Source organism: Natrinema sp. CRL1 (assembly GCF_059162405.1).
Map to the genome: position 1 here is coordinate 273,321 of NZ_JBLVOY010000003.1, position 22,652 is coordinate 295,972.

The window sequence follows — 22,652 nt, forward strand, 5'->3', positions numbered from 1 at the left end:
CCGAACAGGACCGTCGACCTCGAGTCCGAACCGGCCGGCCCGTCTTCGTCCCGTCACCGCGCAGGCCGGTATCGAGGAGCCGACCGCGACGGGGTTACTTCCATGGCGGCGTCTGCCGTCGCCGTTTCGACCGCGCTTCGGATTCGGCCAGAATCCGTTCGATCGCCCAGCCGACCCACAGGAAGACGATCGCCATGAAGACGACCAGCTCGAGTCGGATGACCGACCCGTATCGCACCGCGAGGACGAGGGCCATGATCGCCACCGCCGCGGCGACGACGCTGAACACGTCGTAAAACGAGTGCGGATGGCGAACGCTTGGTAGTCGAACGCTCATGGTGGAGTATACGCGCCGTTCGTATATAGTCTCTTGCGACGGTCTATTGATACGGGAGTCTCACGCCGAATTGATCCGAGTTACACCACGATTCGCGGGGAGACGGGATCGACGACCGTTGCAGTGACGTGTGCTTACGATGGATTAATACGACCGAATCGAAATGCCGTTAGATATCGTGTCCAGACGTGACTGCGAAATCGGGGTGTGCTATGCGGCTCCGTACTGATTGGCGGGCCAGTCTGGCGCTCGTCGGAACCGTCCTCAAGTATCTTTCTGTCCCGCTGGTGATCCCGCTCGTCGTGGCGCTCATCTACGGTGATCCCGCGTTCCCGTTCGTCGCGACGATCGCGCTGACGATCGCCGTCGGTCACGGCCTCGAGCAACTCAGGCCCGAACCGGACTTGGAGGTCCGCGAGGCGATGTTGTTCGTGGCGATCTCGTGGCTGGCCGTCGCGGTCGTCGGCGCGGTGCCGTACGTGCTCGCGGGCTGGGGGACCGAATCGACGCTCGCCCATCCCGTCAACGCCCTCTTCGAGTCGATGTCCGGATTCACGACGACTGGGGCGACGGTGCTCGGCGAGATCTCGCTCGAGCGCCACTCCCATGCCGTGATGATGTGGCGACAGCTCACCCAGTGGCTCGGCGGGATGGGGATCATCGTGTTGATGGTCGCGATCCTGCCGGAGATCGCCGTCAGCGGCGCACAGCTCGTCGAGTCGGAAGCACCGGGACCGGAGCTACAGAAGCTCACGCCGCGAATCGCCGAAACGGCGCGGATCCTCTGGCTCGTCTACTTCGCCTTTACCATCGTGTATATCGCCATTCTCTACGGGCTCCACCACGCGGGGATGGCACCCAAAATGAACCTCTACAACGCCGTCGCCCACGGGTTCACGACGCTTCCGACGGGCGGGTTCTCGCCAGAGGCCGACAGCGTCGCGGCGTTCTCCGCGATTGTCCAGTGGACCGCGATCCCGTTTATGATCATCGCGGGGACGAACTTCGCCCTCTTCTGGCACGTCTTCAGCGGAGAGGGCCACCGCTTCGTCCGCAATTCGGAGTTTCGCGCCTATATCGGCGCGATCGGTGCGCTGACCGTTCTCCTGGCTGGAATCCTCTATACCGGTGCCGCGCCGGCCCTCGGCGACCTCGGCGGCGTGACCGATGGTGTCCTCGAGAACTCGCTGCGACAGAGCGCCTTCCAGATCGCGTCGCTGCTGACCTCGACCGGGTACGCGACGAGTGACTTCGTCGAGTGGAGTTCGACGGGTAAGATCGTTCTTCTGTTCGCCATGCTCGTCGGTGGCTGTGCCGGCTCGACCGGCGGCGGCGTCAAGGTCGTCCGGTGGCTGATCGTCTTCAAGGTGCTCCGCCGAGAGCTGTTTACGGCCTCCCACCCCGAGGTCGTCCGCCCGATCCGGCTCGCCGGCAACGTCGTCGACGAGGACGCCATCCGCGGCGTGCTCGGCTTTACGTTCATGTACCTCCTCATCTTCGCGCTCGCAACGTTGCTCATCGCCCTCGACGCCAGTCGCGTCGCCGCCATCGACAACGTAACGCCGCTTGAGGCGTTCAGCGCGAGCCTCGCGACGATCGGGAACATCGGCCCCGGGTTCGGATTCCTCGGCCCGTTCGGCAGTTATCTGGCCTTCCCGATCCCCTCGAAGCTCCTGATGATCTTCCTGATGTGGATCGGCCGCCTCGAGATTATCCCCGTGCTCGTCATGTTCACGGGCGGGTTCTGGACCCGCTGAGCCGCCGGCGAATTTCGAACGCCACTCTCGTAGCCACTGAAAAATGGCGTCACAGAATTCTTGCTACGGGGTTTATTTTAACAGTTGTATGATCGAACCAGCCGCTAGGTAGGTCTGCTTATGAAACATCGTCATCGTACACCCAGGCTCCGATGACTTCCTCGCCATTACCCTGACGCCAGTGAATCTCCACAATATCGGTCTTCGTCATGAGCCGTATTTCATCCCCATCGATCGTGTCACCTGGCTCCATTTCATCATCCAACTCAGACCACGCGAGGGTATCTGTCTCTCGGGCTTCCCAATCGACAACAACCTCGCTAAAGTACACGTCACCCGCTTGCAGGGTCTCCTGTCCACCCGTATGCTGAATATCTAATCTGTTGGGTGCGTCATCAGCACCTTGATACTCAAATGAAAAGCAAGCAATCTCGTCACAGGCTGTCAATTGGTGATAGCTAATAGCTCCAAACCCAGCCACCGCCGCACCGCCCAGGAGAATGGTTCGCCGCTTCGGGGACATAGCTAACCTACGTGTCACTGAAGGTGACTTATTCACCCCATTCATGCTCGTTCTGACAATCCCATTGTACCTGTGGCATTATTAATTAATACACCTTCTGTATTTAACGATAGGTGAGGTCAACACTGTTGATGTCTGCACGGTTCTATGACACCTTCACCGAAAGCCACTGCAGACCAAATTGGATGACAGCTTCGCGATCAGTGTGGGAATTGTTTCAGTTGCTACTATCGTTCTTATCACGATCCACCGACCGCGATGAGTTCAGTCGATCGTCGTCCCCGGATTCTCGCCCTCGAGGAACGATTCCAGTTCCTCGAGCCCGAAGATCGACGCCTCGGCCTCGAGTTCGAGCAACGTCTGCACCTTGCCGGCCATCCCGCCGGTCACGTCCGTCGCGTCGCTGGCCCCGAGCACGTCGGCGACGGTTTCGAAATCGTCGATCCGGCCGATTACCCCATCATCGTCGTCTAACACGCCGGGAACCGTCGAGCAGAGACCGACCCGGTCGGCCTCGAGGTCACGAGCCAGCGCCGCGACCAGTTCGTCCCCGCTGATCACGGTCGCACCCGCGCCGGCGTGGGCGATCATGTCGCCGTGGATGACCGGGACGAACCCCTCGCCGAGCATCGTTTCGATCTGGCCGGTCGGCAGGTCGAGGTCCCCCGCGCTATCCCGGTGGGCCGCCGAGAACGGGTGGACCGGCACCGCGTCCACGTCGCGCTCGAGGAGGCGGCTCAAAACGAACTGGTTCAACGTTTTCATCGCACCGTGGACGTCGAGTGCCGCGCTCGCGTCGTGGGTCCCATCAGTCGTGCTGATGCCGTGTTCGCTGGCGTTGTGGTGTCCGAAACTCCCGCCGCCGTGGACGACCACGAGATCCTCGAGCCCGGCATCGATCGCCGCGGCGATCGCGTCGGCCGCTCGCTCGAGGGTCGCGCCGTCGAGGGTCTCCGGACGGTCCTTTTCGGTGATGACGCTCCCGCCGAGTTTCAGGACGATCATTCGAGCCGCTTCACCCCGGTTTCGGCGAGTTCCGCGCGGAAGGCCTCCTTACAGCCCGGCGTAAAGGACAGTCCCGTCTCCGTCTCTTCTGTGGGGTCGAGCGCGACGATACAGCCGCCGCCGCCGGCCCCGGTGAGCTTCGCGCCGTGGGCACCCGCGTCCCGAGCCGCCCAGACCATCGTATCGAGCGAGCGCGAGGAGACGCCGAGCGCGGAGAGGAGGCCGTGATTGAAGTCCATCAGCCGCCCGATCTCCTCGACATCGCCGTCGGCGAGCGCGTCTTCGCCGTTCCGGACGATGTCCCCGATCGCTTCGACCGTGTCGGCCGCGAAATCGTACTCCTCGCGCAGGGAGCGGACGCCCGCGACCAGTCGGCCGGTGTCCCCCGCGCCGCCGTCGAACCCGATCACGATCGGCAGGTCGGGTGCCTCGAGCGAGCGGCAGTCGTCGCCCTCGACGCGGACCGCGCCGCCGGTCGCCGAACAGAACGTGTCGGCCCGCGAGGCCTGTCCTTCTTGGACCTGTGACTCCGTCTGATAGGCCCGCTTCGCGAGTTCCTCCGGCTCGAGCGTGACGCCGAGTTCGCGGGTCGCAGCGTCGATGGCGGCGACGACGACCGCCGCCGAGGAACCGAGTCCGGCACCCAGCGGGATGTCGCTCTCGATCGTGACGTCGAAGCCGGCGTCGTCCTCGCCGGTGACCGCCCGGACCTGCTCGATCGCGCCGTCCACGTACTGGGTCGCCGCCGTCACCAGCGACTCCGGCACGTCGACGTCGGGCCGGCTGTCCGCGGTTGCGCCGTACTCGACGGTAAACCCGTCGAGGCTGAGATCCTCGGCATTGACTCGGAGGCGGCCGTCGTCCCGTCGGGTCGCCTCGACCCGTGCTCGTCGCTCGATCGCACACGGAACGGCGGGCTCGCCGTAAACCACTGCGTGCTCCCCGAATAGATACACCTTCCCGGGAGCGCTCGAGAGTGTCATGCCCGGCCGTTCGTCCGACGACGGTTAATAGCTATCTTTGTCGTCGCTGCCGCCCGCCCGCGACCGTCGTCCGACAGTCCACCGATCCCGTGCCGGCGGAGGGGACTTATGTGCCTGCAGTCGAACCTCGGTCGTATGTCGCTCGTCTTGCCGAGTGAACTCGTCGTCGATCGGTTCCTGCCGACGGTGCGGGCGATGCTGGCCGCCCGGCTCGCCGAGCGCGGACTGACCCAGCGGGAGATCGCCGACGAACTCGGTGTGACTCAAGCCGCGGTCAGCAAGTACGTCGGCGGCAAAAGCGGCGGCGACGACCGGTTCCGGGACGATCCCGAAACCGTCGCGACCGTCGAACGTATCGCGGACGGCCTCGCCAGCGGCGAGTTAGACGGCTACGACGCCCTCGCCGAACTCCTCTCGCTCGTCCGCAGCCTCGAGGATCGAGGCCCGATCTGTGAGCTTCACGAAGAAGAGATGCCCGAACTGCGCGGACTGGGCTGTGACCTCTGTGTTCGCGGGCTCGACCCTGACGTGCGGGCCGAGCGGGACGTGCTCGCGAACGTCCGCACTGCCACACGGACCCTCGCCTCGGTTCCCGGCATGGTCGACGCCGTGCCGAACGTCGGGACGAACGTCGGCATGTGCCTGCCCGATCCCCGTGACGAAACCGACGTGGCCGCGATCCCCGGCCGGATCTACGCCATGGGCGGTCGCATTGAAATCCCGGCGAATCCGGAGTTCGGCGCGTCGAAACACGTCGCGACGGCTGTCATCGCCGCAAACGCCGTCGAACCCGAAGTTCGGGGCGCTATCAATATCGCCACCGACGACGACCTGCTCGAGGCCGCCCGAGAACGCGGACTCGATCCACTCGAGTTCGACGCTGACTACGAGGACCGCGGCGAGCACCTCCGTCGCCAGTTTGCGGACCGCGGAACGGTCCCCCGCGTCGCCTACCACCGCGGCGCGTTCGGGATCGAACCCGCGACCTACGTTTTCGGCGCGACGGCCGCCGACGCCGCTGAACTGATCGACACCTTGCTCGAGACGGCCGCGTCGTAACCAGTTATTGGCTTCCGATCTAGGCCGTAGTCACCCTATCGTAGCGCGTGAAAGTCACTGCACACCCGATCGCAGAAACAGCGTCTCGAGGCAGAATCACCCGCTGAGACCACATTCGGAACTGCCGCCCTCGCGTTTCTGCTCGAGGGTCCGACAGCCACTGACCAGTCGGTCGGGAATCTCGTCGGCGTTCGCGTACAGGCTCTCGATGATGACGCTTACTTCCTCGAAATCGCGACCGCGGTAGGCGCGCAACGGATCGTCCTCCCACTGGACGAGCCCCGCCTTCTCTAACAGCGGGAGGTGGTGGTGGCGCAATCGAATCCGCAACTGATCGAACTCCGTCGCCATGCTCGAGTTCGAGACGGCTTCGGGCAACCGGATGGGCTCGCCGGCGGCGACATCGATCAACGATTCGACGATCTGCCGTCGCGGTTCGGCCGAGAGTGCAGTAAACGCGCGGTCCCACCGACGAATTGTATCGTCAGCGACGTGTGACCGTGAACCATCCATACGATTATTACCTTTCTACCACACGGTAAACCTTGTGGGGAGGTGTCAGTTGACATAGCAACTACGACGCTTGCTTCCTCGATTGCATCGTCGCTCCCGCTTCGAACGCCGAGCGAATCGCTAGGCACGCAACCGTCGTGAGAAAACGAACAGTATCGATATCGAACGCGTTAGACGCCGCTCTCGAAGTCCTCGAGCGAGTAGGACGGCTCGGCACCGCGTCGGTCGAGGACCTCGTTGGCGAGCAGCCAGTAGACGACCGAAAGCGCCTTGCGACCCTTGTTGTTCGTCGGGACGACGAGGTCGACGTTACTGACTTGGTTGTTCGAGTCACACATCGCGATGACCGGGATACCGACCGTGATGGCCTCCTTGACGGCCTGGGCGTCGCCGATCGGGTCAGTGACGACGAGTACGTCCGGCTCGATGTAGCCGTCGTACTTCGGATTCGTCAGGGTACCCGGGATGAAGCGACCGGTGCGGGCGCGAGCGCCCACGGCATCGGCGAACTTCTCCGCCGGGAACCGACCGTACTGGCGCGAGGACGTGACCAGAATCTGCTCGGGGTCGTAGTTCGCGAGGAAGTCCGCGGCCGTGCGGATACGGCCGTCGGTCTTCGAGACATCGAGCACGTAGAGCCCGTCGGTCCGGACACGGTGGATGAACCGGCCCATGTCCTCGGTCTTCTGCTGGGTCCCGATGTGGACGCCAGCGCCGAGGTAGTCCTCGACGGGAATCAGCAGGTCCGCCTCCTCGTCGGACATCACGTCGTCGTCGAGGGTCGGACCGGCGTCGTCCTCGGCGTCGTCGGCTTGTTCTGCGTCGGCCGCGGGCGATCCCTCGGCGTCGGCGGGCTGTTCGTCTACTGGCTCGACGTCGTCGGCGTCGGCGGCGGGGCCAGCCCCTTCGGCTGGCTCCTCGTCGATCGCCTCCTCGGCGGCGTCGAGCCCTTCCTGGGTTGCGTCGTTCTCTGTCATGTCGCGTCGTCTGCGATTCGAATGAGCTCGTTGAGCTTTGCGGTTCGCTCGCCGCCGACGGCACCCGTCTTGATGAAGGGCGCGTCGGTCGCAACGGCGAGGTGTGCGATCGTCGCGTCTTCGGTCTCGCCCGACCGGTGGGAGACGACCGAGTCGTAGCCGTTCTCCGTCGCGAGTTCGATCGCGTCGAAGGCGTCGGTCAGCGTCCCGATCTGATTTGGCTTGATCAGGATGCTGTTTGCCGCGCCGCGATCGATTCCCTCGATGAGCCGATCGGTGTTCGTGACGAACAGGTCGTCACCACAGATCAGCGTCTGATCCCCGACCTCGTCCGTGAGGTCGGCGAAGGCGTCGTAATCGTCCTCGTCGAGGGGATCCTCGACGTAGACGAGGTCGTACTCCTCGACCAACTCGGCGATGTACTCGATCTGTTCGTCGGTGTCGCGGCTCACGTCGCTGTACTCGTACGTTCCGGACTCGGAATCGTACAGCTCCGCGCCGGCGACGTCCAGTCCGAAGCCGATGTTGAACCCGACCTCGTCTTGAACCCTCGAGACCGCCTCGGCGACGACCTCGAACGCCTCGCCGTCGTCGATCGACGGTGCCCATGCGCCCTCGTCGCCCTTGCCACACGGAACGTCGCGTTCCTCGAGCAGGTCCGCGACGGCGGCGTGGACGGCCGCGTTGGCGAAGACGGCGTCGGCGACGCTTGGCGCGCCGACTGGTGCGGCGAGGAACTCCTGAATGTCGGTCGCATCGGCTGCGTGTTCGCCGCCGCCGACGACGTTTCCGAGCGGAATCGGGAAATTCTCGCCACGGAACGTCCCGCCGAGATGCTGAAAGAGCGGGGCACCGAGCACGTCGGCACCGGCCTTCGCGGCGGCCATCGAGATCGCGACCGCGCTGTTGGCACCGATCTCCGAGAAGTCGTCGGTGCCGTCGGCGGCGTGCAATGCGGCGTCGACATCGCGCTGGTTGCCCGCGTAGACCTCACCGACGAGTCGGGGAACGGCGTGTTCCCGGGCAGCGGCGATCGCCTCGCCCGGCGGCCGCTCGACGGCCTCGTACTCGCCGGTGCTGGCACCGCTCGGTGCCGCGGCACGGCCGAACCCGCCGCTCTCGGTTACGACATCGGCCTCGACTGTCGGATTGCCCCGGGAGTCGAGGATCCGACGCAGCCGGATGTCGGTGATGAGCGTCATTTTCGGTCGCTCCCCCGCTTGACGGTAAACGGCAACACGCCGGCGTCGTACTCCTCGGCGGCGATGAGGATCGGTTGGGTCTGCTCGGTCTCGGTCAGCACCGGTGCGCCGTAGGAGATCTGCAGCGCTCGAGCGCCGAGGATGCGTGCCTTCTCGTAGCGGTTGTGCTGTTGTTGTTGCATTGTTACTGGTACGGGGAGACGACGTCGACGAGGTCCTTGTGGCTGACGAGCATGCGCCGACAGCAGTAGCGCTCGACGCCGAGTTCGTCAAGAACCTGTTCGGGGTCCTCGTCGCCCTCGTTGGCTCGCTCGTCGAACTCCTCCCAGTGTTCGGCGACGACGTTGCCACAGGTGAAACACCGGACCGGTACCATCATGCTTGAATCACCTCAGCGGTAGGACTTCTGGTAGCGCGCCCGAGCGCCCGGGCCGCCCCACTTCTTCGGTTCGGACTGGCGGACGTCGTTGACCAGCAGCGAGCGGTCGAACTCCATGAACGCGTCGCGGAGTTCGGCGTCGTTCGTGTGCTGGACGATACCGCGCGCGATGGCGGTGCGGACGGCGTCTGCCTGACCGCTGATACCGCCACCCTCGACGCGAACGTCGATATCCATCTCGCCGCGCAGGTCGTCGCCGACGATGCGGAACGGCTCGAGCATCTTGAGCCGGGACATCTCGGGTTCGACCAGTTCGACGGGCTGGGAGTTGATTCGAACTCGACCCTCGCCTTCGCGCACCGTAGCGCGAGCGACGGCCGTCTTTTTCTTGCCACTCGTGTTGGTTACCATGTGACGTTAGCACCTAACTGTTCGGACACTTCGTGTAGGTGGACGAAGCGAATGTTCGACAGCCGATCCAGCGACGTCCCCTCGAGGACTTCCGACTCGTGGCCGTCGTCGTTCTCGTAGGGGTTGCCGACGTAGACGCGGACGCTGTCGAGTGCCTCGCGGCCACGCGTTTTCTTGTACGGCAACATCCCGCGAACGGACCGCTTGAAGATCATGTCCGGTCGTTTGGGGTAGTATGGCCCGCGGTCCGAGCCCAGGTTTTGCCGCGTGCGGTACGTCTCGAAGATGTCGTCTTCGTCGCCGGTGATGACCGCGTCCTCGGCGTTGACGATCGCAACGCGGTCACCGTCCAGCGCGCGCTGGGCGACTTCGCTTGCGACTCGGCCGAGAATACAGTCCTGTGCGTCGACGACGAGATCTGCGTCGAACTCTGCGAGACTCATCGAATCACCCGGACGTTAGACCCTTCGGGGTTGTCCTCGAGGGCTTCCTCGAGGGTGACCGACTCGCCGACCTGTTCGATCTTCGTCTCTGCGGACGAGGAGAACTTGACGGCGGCGACGGTGACGTTTTTCTGTAGTGCGCCGGAGCCCAGCACTTTGCCGGGAACGACGACAGTCTCTTCTTCGCGTGCGTACCGCTCGATGCGGCCCAGGTTCACCTCAGCGTGGGTGCGCCGGGGCTTCTCGAGTCGATCCGCAACGTCTCGCCAGATGTCGGCGTCCGTTTCGCGGGACGTCGACTTCAGCTCGGCGATAAGATCGTTGAGCCTCGGATTAGTCTTGCTACTCATTGGTATCCTCCAACTGCTAACTGATCGATGACGCGAGGAACTGCGCCATCGACGATGGAATCGAAATTGTTGTCCTGACGGCCGACGCGTCCGCGGTGCTCGCAGCCGATCTGCGAGCTGCCGGAGACGGACTGTCGGTCGGCAGTAGAGAAGTGATGCAGGGAGCAGGATTTGAACCTGCGGACTCCTACGAGACAGCGCCCTGAACGCTGCGCCGTTGGCCTGACTTGGCTATCCCTGCTCGCACTTCCGTCTACCCGTCGCCCCTTCAAACCCCTTTCGATTCCAGTGGACACGCGATCGCCGGTCTCGTCGCTCACGGCGTCGGCGAGCGGCGTGCCCGAATTGGGTTGGGGGCGTCGGTTCATATCTACAGCTGTACTGCGTCTTCGAGTTCAGTCGCACGCGCCGCGATCGTGTCCGCGGCTCGCGTCACGAGCTCTTCGATCGGGAACGAGCCGTCCGTCTCCACGTGGAAGACGAAGGCGTTTGGCACGTCCTCGACCCGGACCTCCTTGCCCGGATAGCGATTCGAGAGGTCGTGGTCGAACTCGCTCGTTGCAACGAGTTCGCCGTCGTCCTCGATGACGCCACGGATGATCCGGCTCTCTTCGTCTTCGAACTCGGGAAGATCACCGTCGACCTCCACGCGCTGGAGGTGTCGGTAGCCGACCGCGACCCCGCCCTGGTGTTTGGCGTGGTTCTTTCCGCGGTTGACAACGGCATCCGCCTCGGCCTCGAGGCGCTGGCCGTCCTTGAGTTCGATAATCGGGACGTTGTCGTCCGCGGGTTGGACGAGTTCGTCTTCGGAGACGAGGTCACCGGAGTAGGCGGTCGCCGGCCCTTCGACGTCGATCGAGAGCGTGACGGTATCGTCGTCGCCAAACTCGCCGACCGGCGGTGTCGTCAGCGGGACGAGCCCCATTCGGAGCGCGAGTTGCTCGTCGAACATGACCGACGAGTTCTCGACGAACCGGACGGTATCGATCGCCATCGTCGGCACGTCGGCGACCATCGCTCGACGGATGCCGTTGGCGAACCCGGGTGTCACGCCGCGAACGAGGAATCGCGCTTCACGATCCTCGCGTTCGACGAACTCGACGTCGTACTCCTCAGTCATGATCTAGTAGCCGCCCTTGCCTTTCGGAGCGCGCGATCCGTCGTGGGGGATCGGCGTGACGTCCTCGATGCGCCCGATCTCGATGCCCGAGCGGGCGAGCGCGCGAATCGTTGCCTGCGCGCCCGGACCGGGGGATTTCTGGAGGTTGCCGCCGGGGCCGCGCACGTGAACGTGCAGGCCCGTGATGCCGGCTGCTTTGACCTCCTCGGCGACGGACTCGGCCATCTGCATGGCCGCGTACGGCGACGCCTCGTCGCGGTTCTGCTTGACCGCCGTCCCACCGGAGGACTTGGCGATCGTCTCCGCGCCCGTGAGGTCGGTCACGGTCATGACGGTGTTGTTGAACGATGCGTGTACGTGGGCAATGCCCCATTTCTCGTCGTCCTGACTCATGTTACTGACCCTCCGCGCGTTCGGGGTGGAGTTCGTCCGCGAGCGGACTGTTCTCGTCGAAGGCCACCAGATCCTCCTCGTCGATGTCGACGACGTAGGACGGAACGCGGTGGCGTTGGCCGTCAACGACGATGTGTCCGTGCGTGATGTACTGGCGGGCCTGCTGGGCCGTGTTCGCCAGTCCGGAGCGGTAGACAACCGTCTGGAGTCGGCGCTCGAGGACGTCCTCGATCTCGAGCGACAGGATGTCGCCGAGCTCGTCGGTTTCGTCGAGGATGCCGACTCGCTTGAGCCGATCGAGGAACTCCTCGGAGCGGCGGATGACGGTTTCGTCGTCCTGGGCCTGACCGAGCAGTTCCCGGGCCTCGCGCCGGTAGGAGCGAAGCTCGGACTGTGCTCGCCAGAGTTCTTCCTTGTTCTTGAGACCGTAGCGGTCGACGAGGGAGTGCTCGCTTGCGATGCGTTCACCCTGGTAGGGGTGGTTCGGCGTCTCGTATTGCTTGGTGTCAGTGCCGAGTGGCATTATTCACCCTCGTCCTCTTCTTCGGCGGCGGCCTCCTCGGCCTGTTCTTCGCGGATCTCTTCGACGTTGACCCCGATGGTGCCCTCCGTACGACCGGTGGACTTGGTTCGCTGACCGCGAACCTTCTGGCCGCGCTTGTGGCGCGTGCCCTTGTAGGAGTCGATCATCTTCATCCGGTTGATATCGTGCTGTCGAGTCAACTGGAGATCGTTGCCGATCTCGTGGGTCGTCTCGCCGCTGTAGAAGTCGTCCTGTCGGTTGTTGAGCCAGTCGGGGACTTCGTCAGCGTAGTTCTCGACGACCTCGATGACGCCATCGATGACGTCGTCGTCGAGTCGGCCGAACGTCGCCGTTCGGTCGACACCCGCTTCCTCGGCGATGAGCCGGGCGGTTCGGCGACCGATCCCGTTCATCTCCGAGAGCGAGCGCTCGACGGACTTCGTCCCATCGAGGTCCGTTTGCCCGATGCGGACGAAGTATCGAAGATCTTCGTCGTCTTCTTGTTCTTGAGGTTCTTCGGCGCTCATGTGTCGTGTATCTGTGTCTGGTCTGCGTGCGTTGCAAATTGACTGGCGGGAAATCGCCAGCAAATGTCCGACGTTGTGGCGGGGATTTGAACCCCGGAGGCTTGACGCCACATGGTTAGCAACCATGCGCCTTGGGCCGCTTGGCTACCACAACACCGTCGGTCTATCGTCGCCCTCGCGGACTCGGGGATCGCTCCCCTACACGTAACGCACTCGGTCCTACCCCCGTCTTCTACTTAAGGGCAACGAAAGGTGGCGGCAGATCGTGTGCCCCACTCTCGTACTCTCCCCCGCTCGAGTCCCGGAGATTCGACTCGAGTCGGCGACCGAAAATCGAACCGCGAATCAGGCTCCGGCGTACTCCTCGATGTACTTCTCGTTGATCTCCCACTCGCCCTCGTCGTTTTGGATCATGTACTCGCCGTAGTAGGGCACTCGGTTGGCGACGACGTCTCGAAACGCCTCGCGGATCTCCGGCTTGGTCATCTCGCCCATCGTCTTGAGGTCGTCGTTGCGGTTGAGACAGCCTTTGAGATAGCCCTCGTGAGTCACGCGGACGCGGTGGCAGTTCGCACAGAAGGTGGGGTTCTCGACGGGGTCGACGATTTCGACCATCCCGCGGCCGGCGGCGTCCGGTCCGGCGTCGGCCGCATCGGTCGAGCCGTCGCTGACCCAGTATCGCTTGCGGTCGTGCATCTCGCGGTGTTCGATCTCGTCGGCCTGGTCGGCCAGCCAGTCGTGAACTCGCTGGATATCGATGTTCCACTCCGGCTTGCCCGTCAACTCGGGCATGTACTCGATCAACTGCAACTGGAGCCCGTCGTTTGCCGCGACGTGGTCGACCATCTCCGGCACGTATCCCGCCGTGTGCTCGAAGACGACCATGTTGAGTTTGACCGGATCCAGTCCAGCCTCGAGCGCTGCGTCGACCCCCTCGAGGACCTTCTCGTAGGCTCCGCTTTTGGTCACCGCGGCGAAGTCCTCCGGATCGAGCGCGTCCTGCGAGACGTTGACCCGCTCGAGTCCGGCGTCGACAAGGGCCTCGGCCCGACCGGGGAGGAACGTCCCGTTCGTGGTCAGCGAGACCTCCATCTGGTCGGGCGTGCGTTCGATGATCTCCTCTAAGTCCTGCCGGAGCATTGGCTCCCCACCGGTGAATTTGACCGCGTCGACCCCGAACTCGGCGGCGACCTCGAGGAACCGGACGACGTCGTCGGTCGACATCTCGTCGTCCTGCGGGTCCATCGGTCCGCGGGTATCGCCGAGCCCCTCGTTGTGACAGTAGACGCAGTCGAAGTTACACCGATCGGTGAGGGAGACGCGAACCCCGGAGACCTCCCGCCCGAAATCGTCGGTGAGCATGCTACCGAGTTGCAGCCGGATCCGCTTAAGCACGCCGGGAATTTGAAGGGGTCGTAACCGTTTTCGGTTGCCGAATGCTGTCAGCTCGGTTTAACGATGGGGTAGAAGTCGAGAACGCCTAGGGTCCAATGGAGTCGGACACTCTTGGTCGTCCGCGTGGTGATGGTCCGCATGAGTACTATCGCCGAACTCGCCGTGCCCGCCGCGGCCTTTGCCCTCCGACATACGCTCGAGGCGACGGACGACCTCGACGTCGAGATCGAACGCGTCGTCGCGTACGATCCGGGTCACGTCATGCCCTACGTCTGGTTTTCGGGCTCTCAATCGACGCTCGAGACCGTCGACGATGCGCTGGCGGACGACCCCAGCGTCGAGGCAGCAGAACGGCTTACGGACCTCGGCGACGAGTGTCTCTACCGGATGAACTGGGTGGACGACGTGACCGTCATTCTCCACCTGCTGACCGAGGAACAGGCGACGGTCCTCGACGCGCACGTGGCGGGCAAACGGTGGCGGTTCCGCGTCCTCTTCCCGGAACGAGAGGCGCTCTCCCGGACCTACGACTTCGCGACCGAAGAGGGGTTGAGCCTCGAGATTCAGAAGATTCACCGACTCGAGGAGAACCGCCACGGTCGGTTCGGACTCACCGAGCCTCAGTACGAGACGCTGGTCGCGGCCCTCGAGCGCGGCTACTACGAGATTCCGCGCGGGATGGACATGGACGGGTTGTCCGCCGAACTCGGCATCTCCCATCAGGCGCTCTCCGAGCGACTCCGGCGCGCACACCGCACGCTCGTCGAGGAGATGATCGATGTCGGCGAGTCAGCTGCGCGCGACGAAAACGAGTGATCCGCAGCCGGTCCCCGGCCGGCGGAAGACCTACCCCGCCCACGCTCGAAAGAAGCGGTATGGACGAGGACATGCTCGCAGACCAGCGTCGCCTCGTGGAACTCGTCGAGGAGGAGGGATGGGACGTAACCGACCTCGAGCTGTCGGCCTACGACAGCCCGTGGGCCGACGAGGACGACCCCGAAGCGACGGTGACCATCACCGCGCGGAAACCGTACGAAGGCGAGGAAAACGACGACGATGACGGCGGAGACGACGGGAACCCGTACCGGCTGAAGTAGGATTCGAACGGACGAATCCCGACCGCCCCGTGATCGATCAGCCCTTGATGTTACACACGGGGAACGTCCGTGCGACCTTGTCGCCGATCCCTAACTCGTCGGAGACGCGGACGACTTCGTCGACGTCCTTGTAGACCCCCGGCGCTTCCTCGGCGATCGTCGCTCCCGATTGTGCCTTCACGTAAATCGCCTGCTGATCCTCGAGGTCCTGTTGAACGTCGCCGCCCCAGTACTCGTTTTTGGCCTGCGTGCGGCTCATCAGCCGTCCCGCACCGTGGGCGGTCGAGCCGAAGGTCAGCTCCATCGAGTTTTCGCCGCCACGGAGGACGTAGCTACCCGCGCCCATGCTGCCGGGGATGATCACTGGCTGCCCGACATCGCGGTAGGCTTTCGGCACCTCGGGGTGGCCCGCCGGGAACGCCCGCGTCGCACCCTTGCGATGGACGTAGAGTTCGCGTTCGTCGCCGTCGTCGTTCACGACGTGGGTCTCCTTCTTCGCGATGTTGTGGGCCACGTCGTACAGCAGGTGCATGTCCATCTCTTCCCAGGAACGGTCGAAGACCCGCTCGAAGACCTGCCGCGTGCGGTGCATGATCAGCTGGCGGTTGACCCACGCGAAGTTGATCGCCGCGTTCATCGCGCCGTAGTAGTCCTCGGCAAGTTGTGACCCCGCGGGCGCGGCCGCGAGTTCCTTGTCCGGCAGCTGATCCAGCAGTCCCTGATGTTGCTGTTCGATCTTCCGCAGGTAGTCGTTGCAGGTCTGGTGGCCCAGTCCGCGGGAGCCACAGTGAATCAAGACGACGATCTGGTCTTCCTCGAGCCCGTAGGCCTCGCCCACGCCAGCGTCGAAGACATCAGTGACGCGCTGGACCTCGAGGAAGTGGTTGCCCGAGCCCAGCGAGCCGATCTGGTTCTTTCCGCGGTCTTTCGCTTTCTGGCTCACTTTCTCGGGGGCTGCACCTTCGCGCATTCCCTCGTCCTCACAATGAAGCAGGTCCTCCTCGACGGCGTGGCCGTTCTCGAACGCCCAGTCGACGCCGCGGGCGAGGATTTCGTCGACGGCGTCGATGCCGGGTTCGACGATGCCGCCGCCGCCCAGTCCCGACGGAATATTCGCGAAGAGGGAGTCGACGAGTTCCTCTTCGTGGCCCTGGACCTCGTCGTAGGTTAGGTTTGTTTTCATCATTCTAACTCCACAATTAATGTCGTAGCCGACCGCTCCCGGCGAAATACAGCCGTTTTCGGCGTCGAGTGCCCCCACTCCGCCGACCGGGAAGCCATAGCCCTGATGGGCGTCGGGCATACAGATCGCGTGGTTGGTAATGCCGGGCAGGTGGGCCGTGTTCGTGATCTGCTCGAGGCTTTTGTCCGCTTTAATCTCCTCGAGCAGTGCCTCGCTCGCCAGCACTCGTGCGGGGGCGCGCATGTCGCCCTCCTGTGGAATCTCCCAGACGTGCTCGCGCACCCGCTCTAGCGTGATGCCGTTTGCGTCGTAAGTAGTCATACTCGAGACTCGAACCCCAGCGATGAAAGATGTTCGTCTCTCCATCGGAGCCTGTCGGACTGAGTACGATAGCCGTGCCGATGTCGTCGCTCGTGCTCCTTCCGCCTACCGCCATCTACTCGCGGCAACCGTTGTCCGGCCGTGACAGCGATGCTCGCCGCTGTTCGATCGACCAGAAGACATACGCTCTCTTCGCCCCTATCCGGTCTATGTCTACACAAGAGACAGTCGGGCTGTGGTGTGAATGACGATCCGATGTGAGTGCGGCGGTCGAGGCCCCATCAGAGAGTGGGCAGTGATCCGAGGACCGAACGTGTCGCGGGATCTCGAGGGGGCGGAGCCGTGAATCCCGATGTCGACGCCGGTGGAGACGAACAGTGTTCGAAGTGCAAGACGACAGCACCGGCGGGAGCGACTGCCTGTTCGGCCTGCGGGTACGACCCCGGACAGAAGCTCACTCGAGACGGGCAACTCACGATCTGTGCCGGAATCCTCGTCTCTCTTACGGCCATCGGGCTGGTCATCGGCGTGCCGCTCATCTATTTAGGCTACAAGCGCATGCAGAAGGGAAAGCGCGTCACGATAAGCTACGAACTCTCCTAACTGGCCCCTTCTCGTCGCCCGCTGTCTCCTTCGCACTCGCCGCGTGTTAGACGTCGAAGACGACATACGCCTCCCAGCCGCCGGGCTCGCCCTCGCCGACCCGCTCGAGGCGCATCTCAGAGTAGGTCACCGCCTTCACCTCGCGGGCGTCGATCGCAGCGAGGGGGACGCCGCGGGCGCTGGCCTCGAGGTGCCACTCTTCCGGTCTGTCGTCCGGGCCCGAGCCGTCGACCGCGACCGGTCCGGCGATCGAGTCGACGCGGTGGTCGACGGGTAGTTCCACTCGAGTGTCCCGCAGATAGATCAGTTCGTCGAGGTAGTCGAACAGGAGCGCCTCGCGGCTCTCGGCGGTCACGGAGAGCGAAAAGCGGTCGCCGGTCTCGGCGGGTATCTCGTCGCAGGACGCGGCCGCGAGGCCGTCGGCGACCGCCGCAAAGACCGCCTCGAGCGAGTGTCCGGTCGCCGCCACCGCGACGTCGGCCGTGTGATCGCGCAGTTCGAACCCCATCTGGTCGCTCTTCGACGGCGGCCCTTCTATGCCCGTCGTTTCGGACGCGTCGCCGGCGATTCATCCGCCATCGAACGAGAACCGAGACCGACATGTCGGCTCCGTCTGACGTTCCGGCGGATCGACTGCCGGTGGAATTATATTGACGACGGTGGTATACCACGCTAGTGAGCGTCAACATCGACAGTCGCGTCGTCGCCCCGGGGAGCGACGATTTCGTCGACGAAGCCTGGCAGCTAAAGGAGGAGATCAACCGTCAGGAGGATGTGCTCAAACAGCGACACGACTTCTTTACCGACGCGTATCGCCGGTCGACGGTCCACTGTTACGTTCAGGACGGCGAACTCATCGGATTCGCCGCCGTTCGTCGCGACGGTTACATTCTCTTTCTGGCGGTCTCCCCCGACTGTCGCGGCGAGGGGATCGGGAAACGACTCGTCGCCCACGTCGCCGACGACCACGACACGATCACGTGTCATGCCCGTACGAGCAACGAGAACGCGCTGCAGTTCTACGAACACCTCGGTTTCGAGATCAAGCGCCGGATCGACAACTACTACGAGGACGGCGGCGACGCCTACTACCTGAAACTCGGCGCTGACGTCGGCCTCGCCGACCGAATTTCCGACCTGATCCGTCGATGAGTTGGGTCGGCCGTCGCGTTGTCACACATGGATAAGTCACGACTCCATCCCATTCGGCAGGGTTATACACCACCACCGACGACTACCCGAAGCGCATGGAGGAGCGAACGAGGGCCTATCTGCGGGGCCGGTTCCGCGATCACTATCGACGGACAGCGATCACGCCGCCGCCCGCGGCCAACGAACGCGAGTGGGGCTTTATCCCGTGGACGGAGGGTCCCGATACGACCATGGTTCGCCACCGTTCGCTGCTCGAGTTAGGCGACCTCTCGGAGTTTCTCGTCCGGAAACGCCCGCGCCACGTCTACTTTTCGGCGGGGCGCTTTCGCGATCCGGGCGCGAGTTCGATGCACGAGAAAGATTGGCAGTCTGCGGACCTCGTCTTCGACCTCGACGCTGACCACCTGCCGGGCGTCACGCTCGGCGAGGACAGCTACGCCGAGATGCTCGCCCAGTGTAAGGACGCCTTGCTCCGACTGCTCGAGTTCCTCGAGGACGACTTCGCCTTCGAGGACCTCGAGATCGTCTTTTCCGGCGGCCGCGGCTATCACGTCCACGTCCGCGATACGAACGTCTTGGAACTCGATCGGGAGCACCGACGCGAAATCGTCGACTACGTTCGGGGCATCGGCCTCGAGTTCGACGAGTTGATCGAGACCGAGACTGTCGCCGGGTTGGGCCGGAAGACGCCGACTGAACGCCGAACGCTGCAGGTCGAGGGCGGCTGGGGCGCTCGCATCCACGGCCATTTCATGGCTTTCATCGACGACCTGCTCGCGGCCGAGGAAGACGACGCTCTCGAGCGACTGCAGGCGTTCGACGGCATCGGCGAGGGGAAAGCCCAGGCCACGCTGAACGCGGCCCGGAACAATCGCGAGCAACTCGAGGCGGGTAACGTCACGGTCCACACCGCCGTCGCGCAGTTGGCCGAACGGTTCGCGAGCACGGCCGTCGAACGGGACAACGCGCCGATCGACGAACCGGTCACGACCGACACGAACCGGCTCATCCGGCTCCCCGGCAGTCTCCACGGCGGGAGCGGGCTGAAAACGGTCCGACTCGAGCGCGACGAAATCGCCGATTTCGACCCGCTGGTCGACGCCGTCCCCGAGACGTTCGTCGGTCACGAGATCACGGTCGACGTCGCTGACGGCGGCGAGGTCGAACTCGGAGGAGATACTTTTACGGTCTCCGAGGGTGACCAGTCACTACCCGAGTACGTCGCCGTGTTCCTGATGGCACGCGGCCGCGCCGAGAAGGAGAAAGAATGAACCTCGACGAACTGCGTTCGGTCCAGAGCAAGGAGCGCCAGAAGGACAGCCTCCAGAACCTTCGCCCCTCGTTCTATCAAGAGGTCGGCGAGTACATCGCCGATCTCGAGGACGAACGCGACCGCGTCGCCGAGCAGGCCGAGGACCCCTTTTCCGCGCCCGAGGTCGGTCGGCTGACCGACGAGATCGAGACCGCCAAGGACGTCGTCGAGGCGATCTACGAGCGCCGGATGGGCAAACTCGTCAAACAGGCCAGCCTCGCCGCGGCCGGAATGGCGGCCAACGACGAGGGACTGACCGCTGAAGAGGCCGACCTCTTCGACGATCTGGTCGACCGTATCGGCTCGAACAAGAGCCGGGTGCTCGACGTTCTCGAGGGCGTCGAGGGGGCGGCCACCGAACCGGACGCGGGGACCGACGCCGCGGCCGGCTCCGATCCCACCGCGACCGGCGGACCCAGTGGTCGCGAGTCTCGTCCCGGTGACCCGTCACCGCCCGGCGCGACCGCGGACGAGACCCCGCCGACACCGCCGGAGGAACCGGCAGGACCCGAAGCCCCCGGAGCGGGCGGGAACCCGGGAACGGACGACTCGAGCGGCGTCTCTGCCGCCGACGTGATGGGCGGAGCGGGACCGCCGACGGACGCGCCGGAGGCGGACGCCGCCGACCGGAGCGGGTCCGCCGACCCGTCGAACGACCGGCCGGACGGCTCCAACGCCTCGCAGGGTTCGGGTGGGCCCGACGGGGCCGCCGGACCGGATTCCGCGCCGACCCCGCCGAATCCCGACGCTGACTCGGCGGCTGGCACACGGGACGATGACGAAACTGCCGACATCGATCGGACGACGGTTCGGATCACCAGCGACATCGGCTCGATCCTCGGCGTCGACGACCGCGAGTACACGCTGACGAGCGACGACGTCGTCACGCTCCCGGAGCAAAACGCCGCTCCCCTCGTCGACCGAGAGGCCGCCGAACGGCTCGAGTGAGTCGCCGTTCGAGCACCCTCGCCGTGTTCTCCGCTCCGTTTTTGTCCACAAGCCGTGTTCCGTGAGCGCGTCGCCGTGTAAAATCGCAACGTATACGGCAGCGGTCGCCAAGTCGAATCCATGCTCGATGTCGGCGACGAAGCGCCGGAGTTCGAACTGCCAAACCAACACGGCGAGACGGTCAGCCGCTCCGATTTCGAGGGGCGGCGGCTCGTCGTCTACTTCTATCCCCGCGCCAACACGGAAGGCTGTACCACCGAAGCCTGCGGGTTCAACGACGCGCTGTCGCAGTTCGAGGACCGCGACGTGTCGGTCGTCGGCATCAGCGACGACCCCGTCGAGGACCTCGCTGACTTCGCCGACGACTACGACCTCGCGTTCGATCTCCTGTCGGACGAACTCGGCGAGGTCGCGACGCTGTATGACTCCTACGGCGAAAAACAGATGTTCGGCAACACCTTCGACGGCGTCTTCCGGAACACCTACGTCGTCGGTCCGGACGGCCGGATCGAGGCGACCTACGAGGGCGTCTCGCCGGAGGGCCACGCAGACGACCTCCTCGAAGACCTCGAGGACCTCGAGCCGGCAGACATCACCCACTGACGGGGTCGGGGTACGATCCGTTTCCGGGTCCGACGTTAGTCGGTTGCCTCGTCGTCAGCGTCGGTCGGACCCAGAACGCGAACGGAACCCCGATCGGAGACGCGGAGCAGGTGCTCGTTTAATCGCAGTTCGACGGTGACGGACTCCGCTTGTCGATTGTCACCCATCAACGAATCGAGGGCCTCGGGATCGAGATGGTCGTACAGCGTGAAGCCGTGTTCGGTCGTACACTCGATCGGATCGGTATCGAACGCGGCGGCGATCGCGTAGACGACGGCGATGCTGGCCGGCGTCGTCTCGTCGTGGGATCGTTCGGCCAGCACCGGCCGTTCGTCCGTGGGATCGCGATCGGGTCCGGACATTAGCCGATCGGCCTCCGGCGGTTCGCTCGTCGCTCGTCGACCTCCACGATCCGGTCGATCAGTTGTCCGACCATTACCAGTGGTAGCCGATCGGCTACTACCAAGCTTTGGCTTGAATAGGTGAGTCCGATCGACGTACCACTGTTGTTATTCGCTTCGTGACACGCGCCGTCTGCCGTTTCGAGTAAGCAGATGCTACTCTCCGCTTGCCGGCCGCTCGGCTCGATTTTACCGGACTGAAGAAGTGGAACAGCTTTTCCGCGTTTCGCGCCGATTACACCCACACTATGGCTCCCTCAACGAGCGGTCGGTTCACCCATGTCTGAAGCCGATGCCATCGAAGCACTGGAGGAACTGGGACTTCGCGCGTACGAGGCCCAGTGTTTCGTGGCGCTGACGCAGCTCTCTGAGGGAACGGCAAAAGAGATCAGTCAGGTCGCCGATGTCCCCCAATCGCGCGTCTACGATGTCGTCGAAGAGTTGCACCGACTCGGGCTCGTCGACGTCCAAGCGTCCGACCCGCGGCGATACACCGTCGTCTCCGTGGACATCGCCCGAAAACGACTCCGACAAGAGTACCGCGAACACCTCGAGACCGCGACCACGAACCTCCGAGAACTCGAGCGGCGGACGACCGAGGGCGACGGCGTCTGGAAGGTCGCCGACCAGCGGGATTTGTCAAACCGGACGACCGCGGCCGTCGAAGACGCGACGAGCGAGATCTATCTGCTCGTGGCGGACGAAGACCTGCTCGAGCCAGCCCTCCTCGCGGAACTCGCCGCGGCTCGCGATCGGGGCGTCGCGGTGTTCATCGAGGTGCCGTCGGAATCGGCCCGGCACACCGTTCGGGAGGCCGCCGAGACGGCGCACGTCTCCGTCACCGACTTTGCGTTCGATTCAAAAGGGCCGACGGAGCGGTCGCTGGGCCGTCTCCTCTTCGTCGACCGGGAGACGGTCGTGATAAGCGCGCTGACGGCGGGACTCGTTCCGCGCGAAACGGCGGAGACCGGAATCTGGTCGAGCGAACGCGGCCACGGCCTGATCGTCTGGTTCCGGTACGTCCTCGAGGAACGATTAGCGACGGTCGCGTTCGAAGCCGGCGAGCCGGTCGACTCGGACGAGGGGAACGCGGAGTGTACGGCCTGCGAAGAATGAGAGACGAAAGTAGAACGGG

The 22,652-nt window shown here is 64.2% G+C and carries 30 protein-coding genes and 2 tRNA genes; 10 read left to right on the forward strand and 22 right to left on the reverse strand.

Annotation, left to right across the window (positions count from 1 at the left end):
* Positions 1-94 precede the first annotated feature (94 nt).
* Positions 95-337 carry a hypothetical protein gene (locus ACJYUO_RS12235; protein ID WP_494345643.1) on the reverse strand — a complete coding sequence of 81 codons (243 nt, stop codon included), beginning with the start codon at positions 335-337 and terminating at the stop codon, positions 95-97.
* A gap of 212 nt (positions 338-549) precedes the next feature.
* On the opposite strand from ACJYUO_RS12235, the gene ACJYUO_RS12240 reads away from it, so the two are divergent.
* Entirely contained in the window at positions 550-2,094 is a 1,545-nt protein-coding gene (locus ACJYUO_RS12240) for a TrkH family potassium uptake protein (RefSeq protein WP_494345644.1), read from the forward strand.
* 118 nt (positions 2,095-2,212) lie between these two features.
* Here ACJYUO_RS12240 and ACJYUO_RS12245 read toward each other — a convergent pair whose 3' ends face one another.
* From ACJYUO_RS12245 to mvk, 3 genes are all read right to left on the reverse strand, one after another.
* Complete coding sequence (locus ACJYUO_RS12245; RefSeq protein WP_494345645.1) at positions 2,213-2,617, reverse strand: hypothetical protein; 405 nt, start codon at positions 2,615-2,617, stop codon at positions 2,213-2,215.
* A gap of 264 nt (positions 2,618-2,881) precedes the next feature.
* Positions 2,882-3,622, reverse strand: a complete 741-nt coding sequence (locus ACJYUO_RS12250; RefSeq protein WP_494345646.1) for an isopentenyl phosphate kinase — start codon at positions 3,620-3,622, stop codon at positions 2,882-2,884.
* Complete coding sequence (gene mvk / locus ACJYUO_RS12255; RefSeq protein WP_494345647.1) at positions 3,619-4,605, reverse strand: mevalonate kinase; 987 nt, start codon at positions 4,603-4,605, stop codon at positions 3,619-3,621. The genes ACJYUO_RS12250 and mvk overlap by 4 nt, the downstream gene beginning before the upstream one ends.
* Positions 4,606-4,740: 135 nt before the next feature.
* Between mvk and ACJYUO_RS12260 the strand changes: the two genes are divergently transcribed.
* Complete coding sequence (locus ACJYUO_RS12260) at positions 4,741-5,664, forward strand: thiamine-phosphate synthase family protein (protein ID WP_494345648.1); 924 nt, start codon at positions 4,741-4,743, stop codon at positions 5,662-5,664.
* A 96-nt stretch (positions 5,665-5,760) separates the two neighbouring features.
* Here ACJYUO_RS12260 and ACJYUO_RS12265 read toward each other — a convergent pair whose 3' ends face one another.
* From ACJYUO_RS12265 to moaA, 15 genes are all read right to left on the reverse strand, one after another.
* Positions 5,761-6,177 carry a hypothetical protein gene (locus tag ACJYUO_RS12265; protein ID WP_494345649.1) on the reverse strand — a complete coding sequence of 139 codons (417 nt, stop codon included), beginning with the start codon at positions 6,175-6,177 and terminating at the stop codon, positions 5,761-5,763.
* Positions 6,178-6,347: 170 nt separating this feature from the next.
* Positions 6,348-7,154, reverse strand: coding sequence for a 30S ribosomal protein S2 (gene rpsB, locus ACJYUO_RS12270; protein WP_006432494.1), 807 nt, complete (start codon positions 7,152-7,154; stop codon positions 6,348-6,350).
* Positions 7,151-8,356, reverse strand: a complete 1,206-nt coding sequence (gene eno, locus ACJYUO_RS12275; protein WP_494345650.1) for a phosphopyruvate hydratase — start codon at positions 8,354-8,356, stop codon at positions 7,151-7,153. Before eno ends, rpsB begins: the two co-directional genes overlap by 4 nt.
* The gene (locus ACJYUO_RS12280) at positions 8,353-8,538 is read right to left on the reverse strand and encodes a DNA-directed RNA polymerase subunit K (protein ID WP_494345651.1); all 186 of its coding nucleotides are present in this window, start codon (positions 8,536-8,538) and stop codon (positions 8,353-8,355) included. The genes eno and ACJYUO_RS12280 overlap by 4 nt, the downstream gene beginning before the upstream one ends.
* 2 nt (positions 8,539-8,540) lie before the next feature.
* A complete protein-coding gene (locus ACJYUO_RS12285) occupies positions 8,541-8,735 on the reverse strand; it encodes a DNA-directed RNA polymerase subunit N (RefSeq protein WP_494345652.1) in 195 nt (64 codons plus the stop codon).
* A gap of 12 nt (positions 8,736-8,747) precedes the next feature.
* A complete protein-coding gene (locus ACJYUO_RS12290; RefSeq protein ID WP_006432490.1) occupies positions 8,748-9,146 on the reverse strand; it encodes a 30S ribosomal protein S9 in 399 nt (132 codons plus the stop codon).
* Complete coding sequence (locus ACJYUO_RS12295) at positions 9,140-9,589, reverse strand: 50S ribosomal protein L13 (protein WP_494345653.1); 450 nt, start codon at positions 9,587-9,589, stop codon at positions 9,140-9,142. Before ACJYUO_RS12295 ends, ACJYUO_RS12290 begins: the two co-directional genes overlap by 7 nt.
* Positions 9,586-9,939, reverse strand: a complete 354-nt coding sequence (locus ACJYUO_RS12300) for a 50S ribosomal protein L18e (RefSeq protein WP_494345654.1) — start codon at positions 9,937-9,939, stop codon at positions 9,586-9,588. The genes ACJYUO_RS12295 and ACJYUO_RS12300 overlap by 4 nt, the downstream gene beginning before the upstream one ends.
* A 156-nt stretch (positions 9,940-10,095) precedes the next feature.
* Positions 10,096-10,180 (reverse strand) — tRNA-Leu (locus tag ACJYUO_RS12305).
* A gap of 129 nt (positions 10,181-10,309) precedes the next feature.
* Positions 10,310-11,059, reverse strand: coding sequence for a DNA-directed RNA polymerase subunit D (locus ACJYUO_RS12310; protein ID WP_494345655.1), 750 nt, complete (start codon positions 11,057-11,059; stop codon positions 10,310-10,312).
* A gap of 3 nt (positions 11,060-11,062) precedes the next feature.
* Entirely contained in the window at positions 11,063-11,452 is a 390-nt protein-coding gene (locus tag ACJYUO_RS12315) for a 30S ribosomal protein S11 (protein WP_006184686.1), read from the reverse strand.
* Between the two features lies 1 nt (position 11,453).
* Entirely contained in the window at positions 11,454-11,975 is a 522-nt protein-coding gene (locus ACJYUO_RS12320; protein ID WP_494345656.1) for a 30S ribosomal protein S4, read from the reverse strand.
* A complete protein-coding gene (locus ACJYUO_RS12325) occupies positions 11,975-12,502 on the reverse strand; it encodes a 30S ribosomal protein S13 (RefSeq protein ID WP_494345657.1) in 528 nt (175 codons plus the stop codon). Before ACJYUO_RS12325 ends, ACJYUO_RS12320 begins: the two co-directional genes overlap by 1 nt.
* A 71-nt stretch (positions 12,503-12,573) precedes the next feature.
* Positions 12,574-12,656: transfer RNA gene (locus tag ACJYUO_RS12330), tRNA-Ser, on the reverse strand.
* Positions 12,657-12,847: 191 nt separating this feature from the next.
* Positions 12,848-13,864, reverse strand: a complete 1,017-nt coding sequence (gene moaA / locus ACJYUO_RS12335) for a GTP 3',8-cyclase MoaA (RefSeq protein ID WP_494345658.1) — start codon at positions 13,862-13,864, stop codon at positions 12,848-12,850.
* 171 nt (positions 13,865-14,035) lie between these two features.
* Here moaA and ACJYUO_RS12340 point away from each other — a divergent pair, with 171 nt between their 5' ends.
* Both ACJYUO_RS12340 and ACJYUO_RS12345 read left to right on the forward strand, forming a co-directional pair.
* Entirely contained in the window at positions 14,036-14,713 is a 678-nt protein-coding gene (locus ACJYUO_RS12340) for a helix-turn-helix domain-containing protein (RefSeq protein WP_494345659.1), read from the forward strand.
* A 59-nt stretch (positions 14,714-14,772) separates the two neighbouring features.
* Entirely contained in the window at positions 14,773-14,994 is a 222-nt protein-coding gene (locus tag ACJYUO_RS12345; protein ID WP_494345660.1) for a hypothetical protein, read from the forward strand.
* Positions 14,995-15,031: 37 nt separating this feature from the next.
* On the opposite strand, the gene ACJYUO_RS12350 is transcribed toward ACJYUO_RS12345, so the two are convergent.
* A complete protein-coding gene (locus tag ACJYUO_RS12350; RefSeq protein WP_494345661.1) occupies positions 15,032-16,498 on the reverse strand; it encodes an RtcB family protein in 1,467 nt (488 codons plus the stop codon).
* A gap of 342 nt (positions 16,499-16,840) precedes the next feature.
* On the opposite strand from ACJYUO_RS12350, the gene ACJYUO_RS12355 reads away from it, so the two are divergent.
* A complete protein-coding gene (locus ACJYUO_RS12355) occupies positions 16,841-17,101 on the forward strand; it encodes a hypothetical protein (RefSeq protein ID WP_494345662.1) in 261 nt (86 codons plus the stop codon).
* A gap of 46 nt (positions 17,102-17,147) precedes the next feature.
* Here the strand turns inward: ACJYUO_RS12355 and ACJYUO_RS12360 are convergent, their stop codons facing one another.
* Positions 17,148-17,609: an archease gene (locus ACJYUO_RS12360; protein WP_494345663.1), complete on the reverse strand. Its 462-nt coding sequence runs from the start codon at positions 17,607-17,609 to the stop codon at positions 17,148-17,150.
* A gap of 167 nt (positions 17,610-17,776) precedes the next feature.
* On the opposite strand from ACJYUO_RS12360, the gene ACJYUO_RS12365 reads away from it, so the two are divergent.
* The 4 genes from ACJYUO_RS12365 (at position 17,777) to bcp (ending at position 21,116) form a co-directional block, all read left to right on the forward strand.
* Positions 17,777-18,253 carry a GNAT family N-acetyltransferase gene (locus tag ACJYUO_RS12365; RefSeq protein ID WP_494345664.1) on the forward strand — a complete coding sequence of 159 codons (477 nt, stop codon included), beginning with the start codon at positions 17,777-17,779 and terminating at the stop codon, positions 18,251-18,253.
* Between the two features lie 95 nt (positions 18,254-18,348).
* Entirely contained in the window at positions 18,349-19,524 is a 1,176-nt protein-coding gene (gene priS / locus ACJYUO_RS12370; protein ID WP_494345665.1) for a DNA primase small subunit PriS, read from the forward strand.
* Positions 19,521-20,513 (forward strand): DNA replication complex subunit Gins51, encoded by a 993-nt coding sequence (locus tag ACJYUO_RS12375; RefSeq protein ID WP_494345666.1) that lies wholly within the window; start codon positions 19,521-19,523, stop codon positions 20,511-20,513. The genes priS and ACJYUO_RS12375 overlap by 4 nt, the downstream gene beginning before the upstream one ends.
* Positions 20,514-20,633: 120 nt before the next feature.
* Positions 20,634-21,116, forward strand: a complete 483-nt coding sequence (bcp, locus tag ACJYUO_RS12380) for a thioredoxin-dependent thiol peroxidase (RefSeq protein WP_494345667.1) — start codon at positions 20,634-20,636, stop codon at positions 21,114-21,116.
* A gap of 35 nt (positions 21,117-21,151) precedes the next feature.
* Here the strand turns inward: bcp and ACJYUO_RS12385 are convergent, their stop codons facing one another.
* Positions 21,152-21,478 carry a HalOD1 output domain-containing protein gene (locus ACJYUO_RS12385; protein WP_494345668.1) on the reverse strand — a complete coding sequence of 109 codons (327 nt, stop codon included), beginning with the start codon at positions 21,476-21,478 and terminating at the stop codon, positions 21,152-21,154.
* A 318-nt stretch (positions 21,479-21,796) separates the two neighbouring features.
* Between ACJYUO_RS12385 and ACJYUO_RS12390 the strand changes: the two genes are divergently transcribed.
* The gene (locus tag ACJYUO_RS12390) at positions 21,797-22,633 is read left to right on the forward strand and encodes a TrmB family transcriptional regulator (RefSeq protein WP_494345669.1); all 837 of its coding nucleotides are present in this window, start codon (positions 21,797-21,799) and stop codon (positions 22,631-22,633) included.
* Positions 22,634-22,652 lie beyond the last annotated feature (19 nt).

Excerpts from the sequence above, each read along its gene's own strand:
- ACJYUO_RS12235 (WP_494345643.1), bottom strand. The coding sequence starts at position 337 with ATGAGCGTTCGACTACCAAGCGTTCGCCATCCGCACTCGTTTTACGAC.
- ACJYUO_RS12240 (WP_494345644.1), top strand. The coding sequence starts at position 550 with ATGCGGCTCCGTACTGATTGGCGGGCCAGTCTGGCGCTCGTCGGAACC.
- ACJYUO_RS12245 (WP_494345645.1), bottom strand. The coding sequence starts at position 2,617 with ATGTCCCCGAAGCGGCGAACCATTCTCCTGGGCGGTGCGGCGGTGGCT.
- ACJYUO_RS12250 (WP_494345646.1), bottom strand. The coding sequence starts at position 3,622 with ATGATCGTCCTGAAACTCGGCGGGAGCGTCATCACCGAAAAGGACCGT.
- mvk (WP_494345647.1), bottom strand. The coding sequence starts at position 4,605 with ATGACACTCTCGAGCGCTCCCGGGAAGGTGTATCTATTCGGGGAGCAC.
- ACJYUO_RS12260 (WP_494345648.1), top strand. The coding sequence starts at position 4,741 with ATGTCGCTCGTCTTGCCGAGTGAACTCGTCGTCGATCGGTTCCTGCCG.
- ACJYUO_RS12265 (WP_494345649.1), bottom strand. The coding sequence starts at position 6,177 with ATGGATGGTTCACGGTCACACGTCGCTGACGATACAATTCGTCGGTGG.
- rpsB (WP_006432494.1), bottom strand. The coding sequence starts at position 7,154 with ATGACAGAGAACGACGCAACCCAGGAAGGGCTCGACGCCGCCGAGGAG.
- eno (WP_494345650.1), bottom strand. The coding sequence starts at position 8,356 with ATGACGCTCATCACCGACATCCGGCTGCGTCGGATCCTCGACTCCCGG.
- ACJYUO_RS12280 (WP_494345651.1), bottom strand. The coding sequence starts at position 8,538 with ATGCAACAACAACAGCACAACCGCTACGAGAAGGCACGCATCCTCGGC.
- ACJYUO_RS12285 (WP_494345652.1), bottom strand. The coding sequence starts at position 8,735 with ATGATGGTACCGGTCCGGTGTTTCACCTGTGGCAACGTCGTCGCCGAA.
- ACJYUO_RS12290 (WP_006432490.1), bottom strand. The coding sequence starts at position 9,146 with ATGGTAACCAACACGAGTGGCAAGAAAAAGACGGCCGTCGCTCGCGCT.
- ACJYUO_RS12295 (WP_494345653.1), bottom strand. The coding sequence starts at position 9,589 with ATGAGTCTCGCAGAGTTCGACGCAGATCTCGTCGTCGACGCACAGGAC.
- ACJYUO_RS12300 (WP_494345654.1), bottom strand. The coding sequence starts at position 9,939 with ATGAGTAGCAAGACTAATCCGAGGCTCAACGATCTTATCGCCGAGCTG.
- ACJYUO_RS12310 (WP_494345655.1), bottom strand. The coding sequence starts at position 11,059 with ATGACTGAGGAGTACGACGTCGAGTTCGTCGAACGCGAGGATCGTGAA.
- ACJYUO_RS12315 (WP_006184686.1), bottom strand. The coding sequence starts at position 11,452 with ATGAGTCAGGACGACGAGAAATGGGGCATTGCCCACGTACACGCATCG.
- ACJYUO_RS12320 (WP_494345656.1), bottom strand. The coding sequence starts at position 11,975 with ATGCCACTCGGCACTGACACCAAGCAATACGAGACGCCGAACCACCCC.
- ACJYUO_RS12325 (WP_494345657.1), bottom strand. The coding sequence starts at position 12,502 with ATGAGCGCCGAAGAACCTCAAGAACAAGAAGACGACGAAGATCTTCGA.
- moaA (WP_494345658.1), bottom strand. The coding sequence starts at position 13,864 with ATGCTCACCGACGATTTCGGGCGGGAGGTCTCCGGGGTTCGCGTCTCC.
- ACJYUO_RS12340 (WP_494345659.1), top strand. The coding sequence starts at position 14,036 with ATGAGTACTATCGCCGAACTCGCCGTGCCCGCCGCGGCCTTTGCCCTC.
- ACJYUO_RS12345 (WP_494345660.1), top strand. The coding sequence starts at position 14,773 with ATGGACGAGGACATGCTCGCAGACCAGCGTCGCCTCGTGGAACTCGTC.
- ACJYUO_RS12350 (WP_494345661.1), bottom strand. The coding sequence starts at position 16,498 with ATGACTACTTACGACGCAAACGGCATCACGCTAGAGCGGGTGCGCGAG.
- ACJYUO_RS12360 (WP_494345663.1), bottom strand. The coding sequence starts at position 17,609 with ATGGGGTTCGAACTGCGCGATCACACGGCCGACGTCGCGGTGGCGGCG.
- priS (WP_494345665.1), top strand. The coding sequence starts at position 18,349 with ATGGAGGAGCGAACGAGGGCCTATCTGCGGGGCCGGTTCCGCGATCAC.
- ACJYUO_RS12375 (WP_494345666.1), top strand. The coding sequence starts at position 19,521 with ATGAACCTCGACGAACTGCGTTCGGTCCAGAGCAAGGAGCGCCAGAAG.
- bcp (WP_494345667.1), top strand. The coding sequence starts at position 20,634 with ATGCTCGATGTCGGCGACGAAGCGCCGGAGTTCGAACTGCCAAACCAA.
- ACJYUO_RS12385 (WP_494345668.1), bottom strand. The coding sequence starts at position 21,478 with ATGTCCGGACCCGATCGCGATCCCACGGACGAACGGCCGGTGCTGGCC.
- ACJYUO_RS12390 (WP_494345669.1), top strand. The coding sequence starts at position 21,797 with ATGTCTGAAGCCGATGCCATCGAAGCACTGGAGGAACTGGGACTTCGC.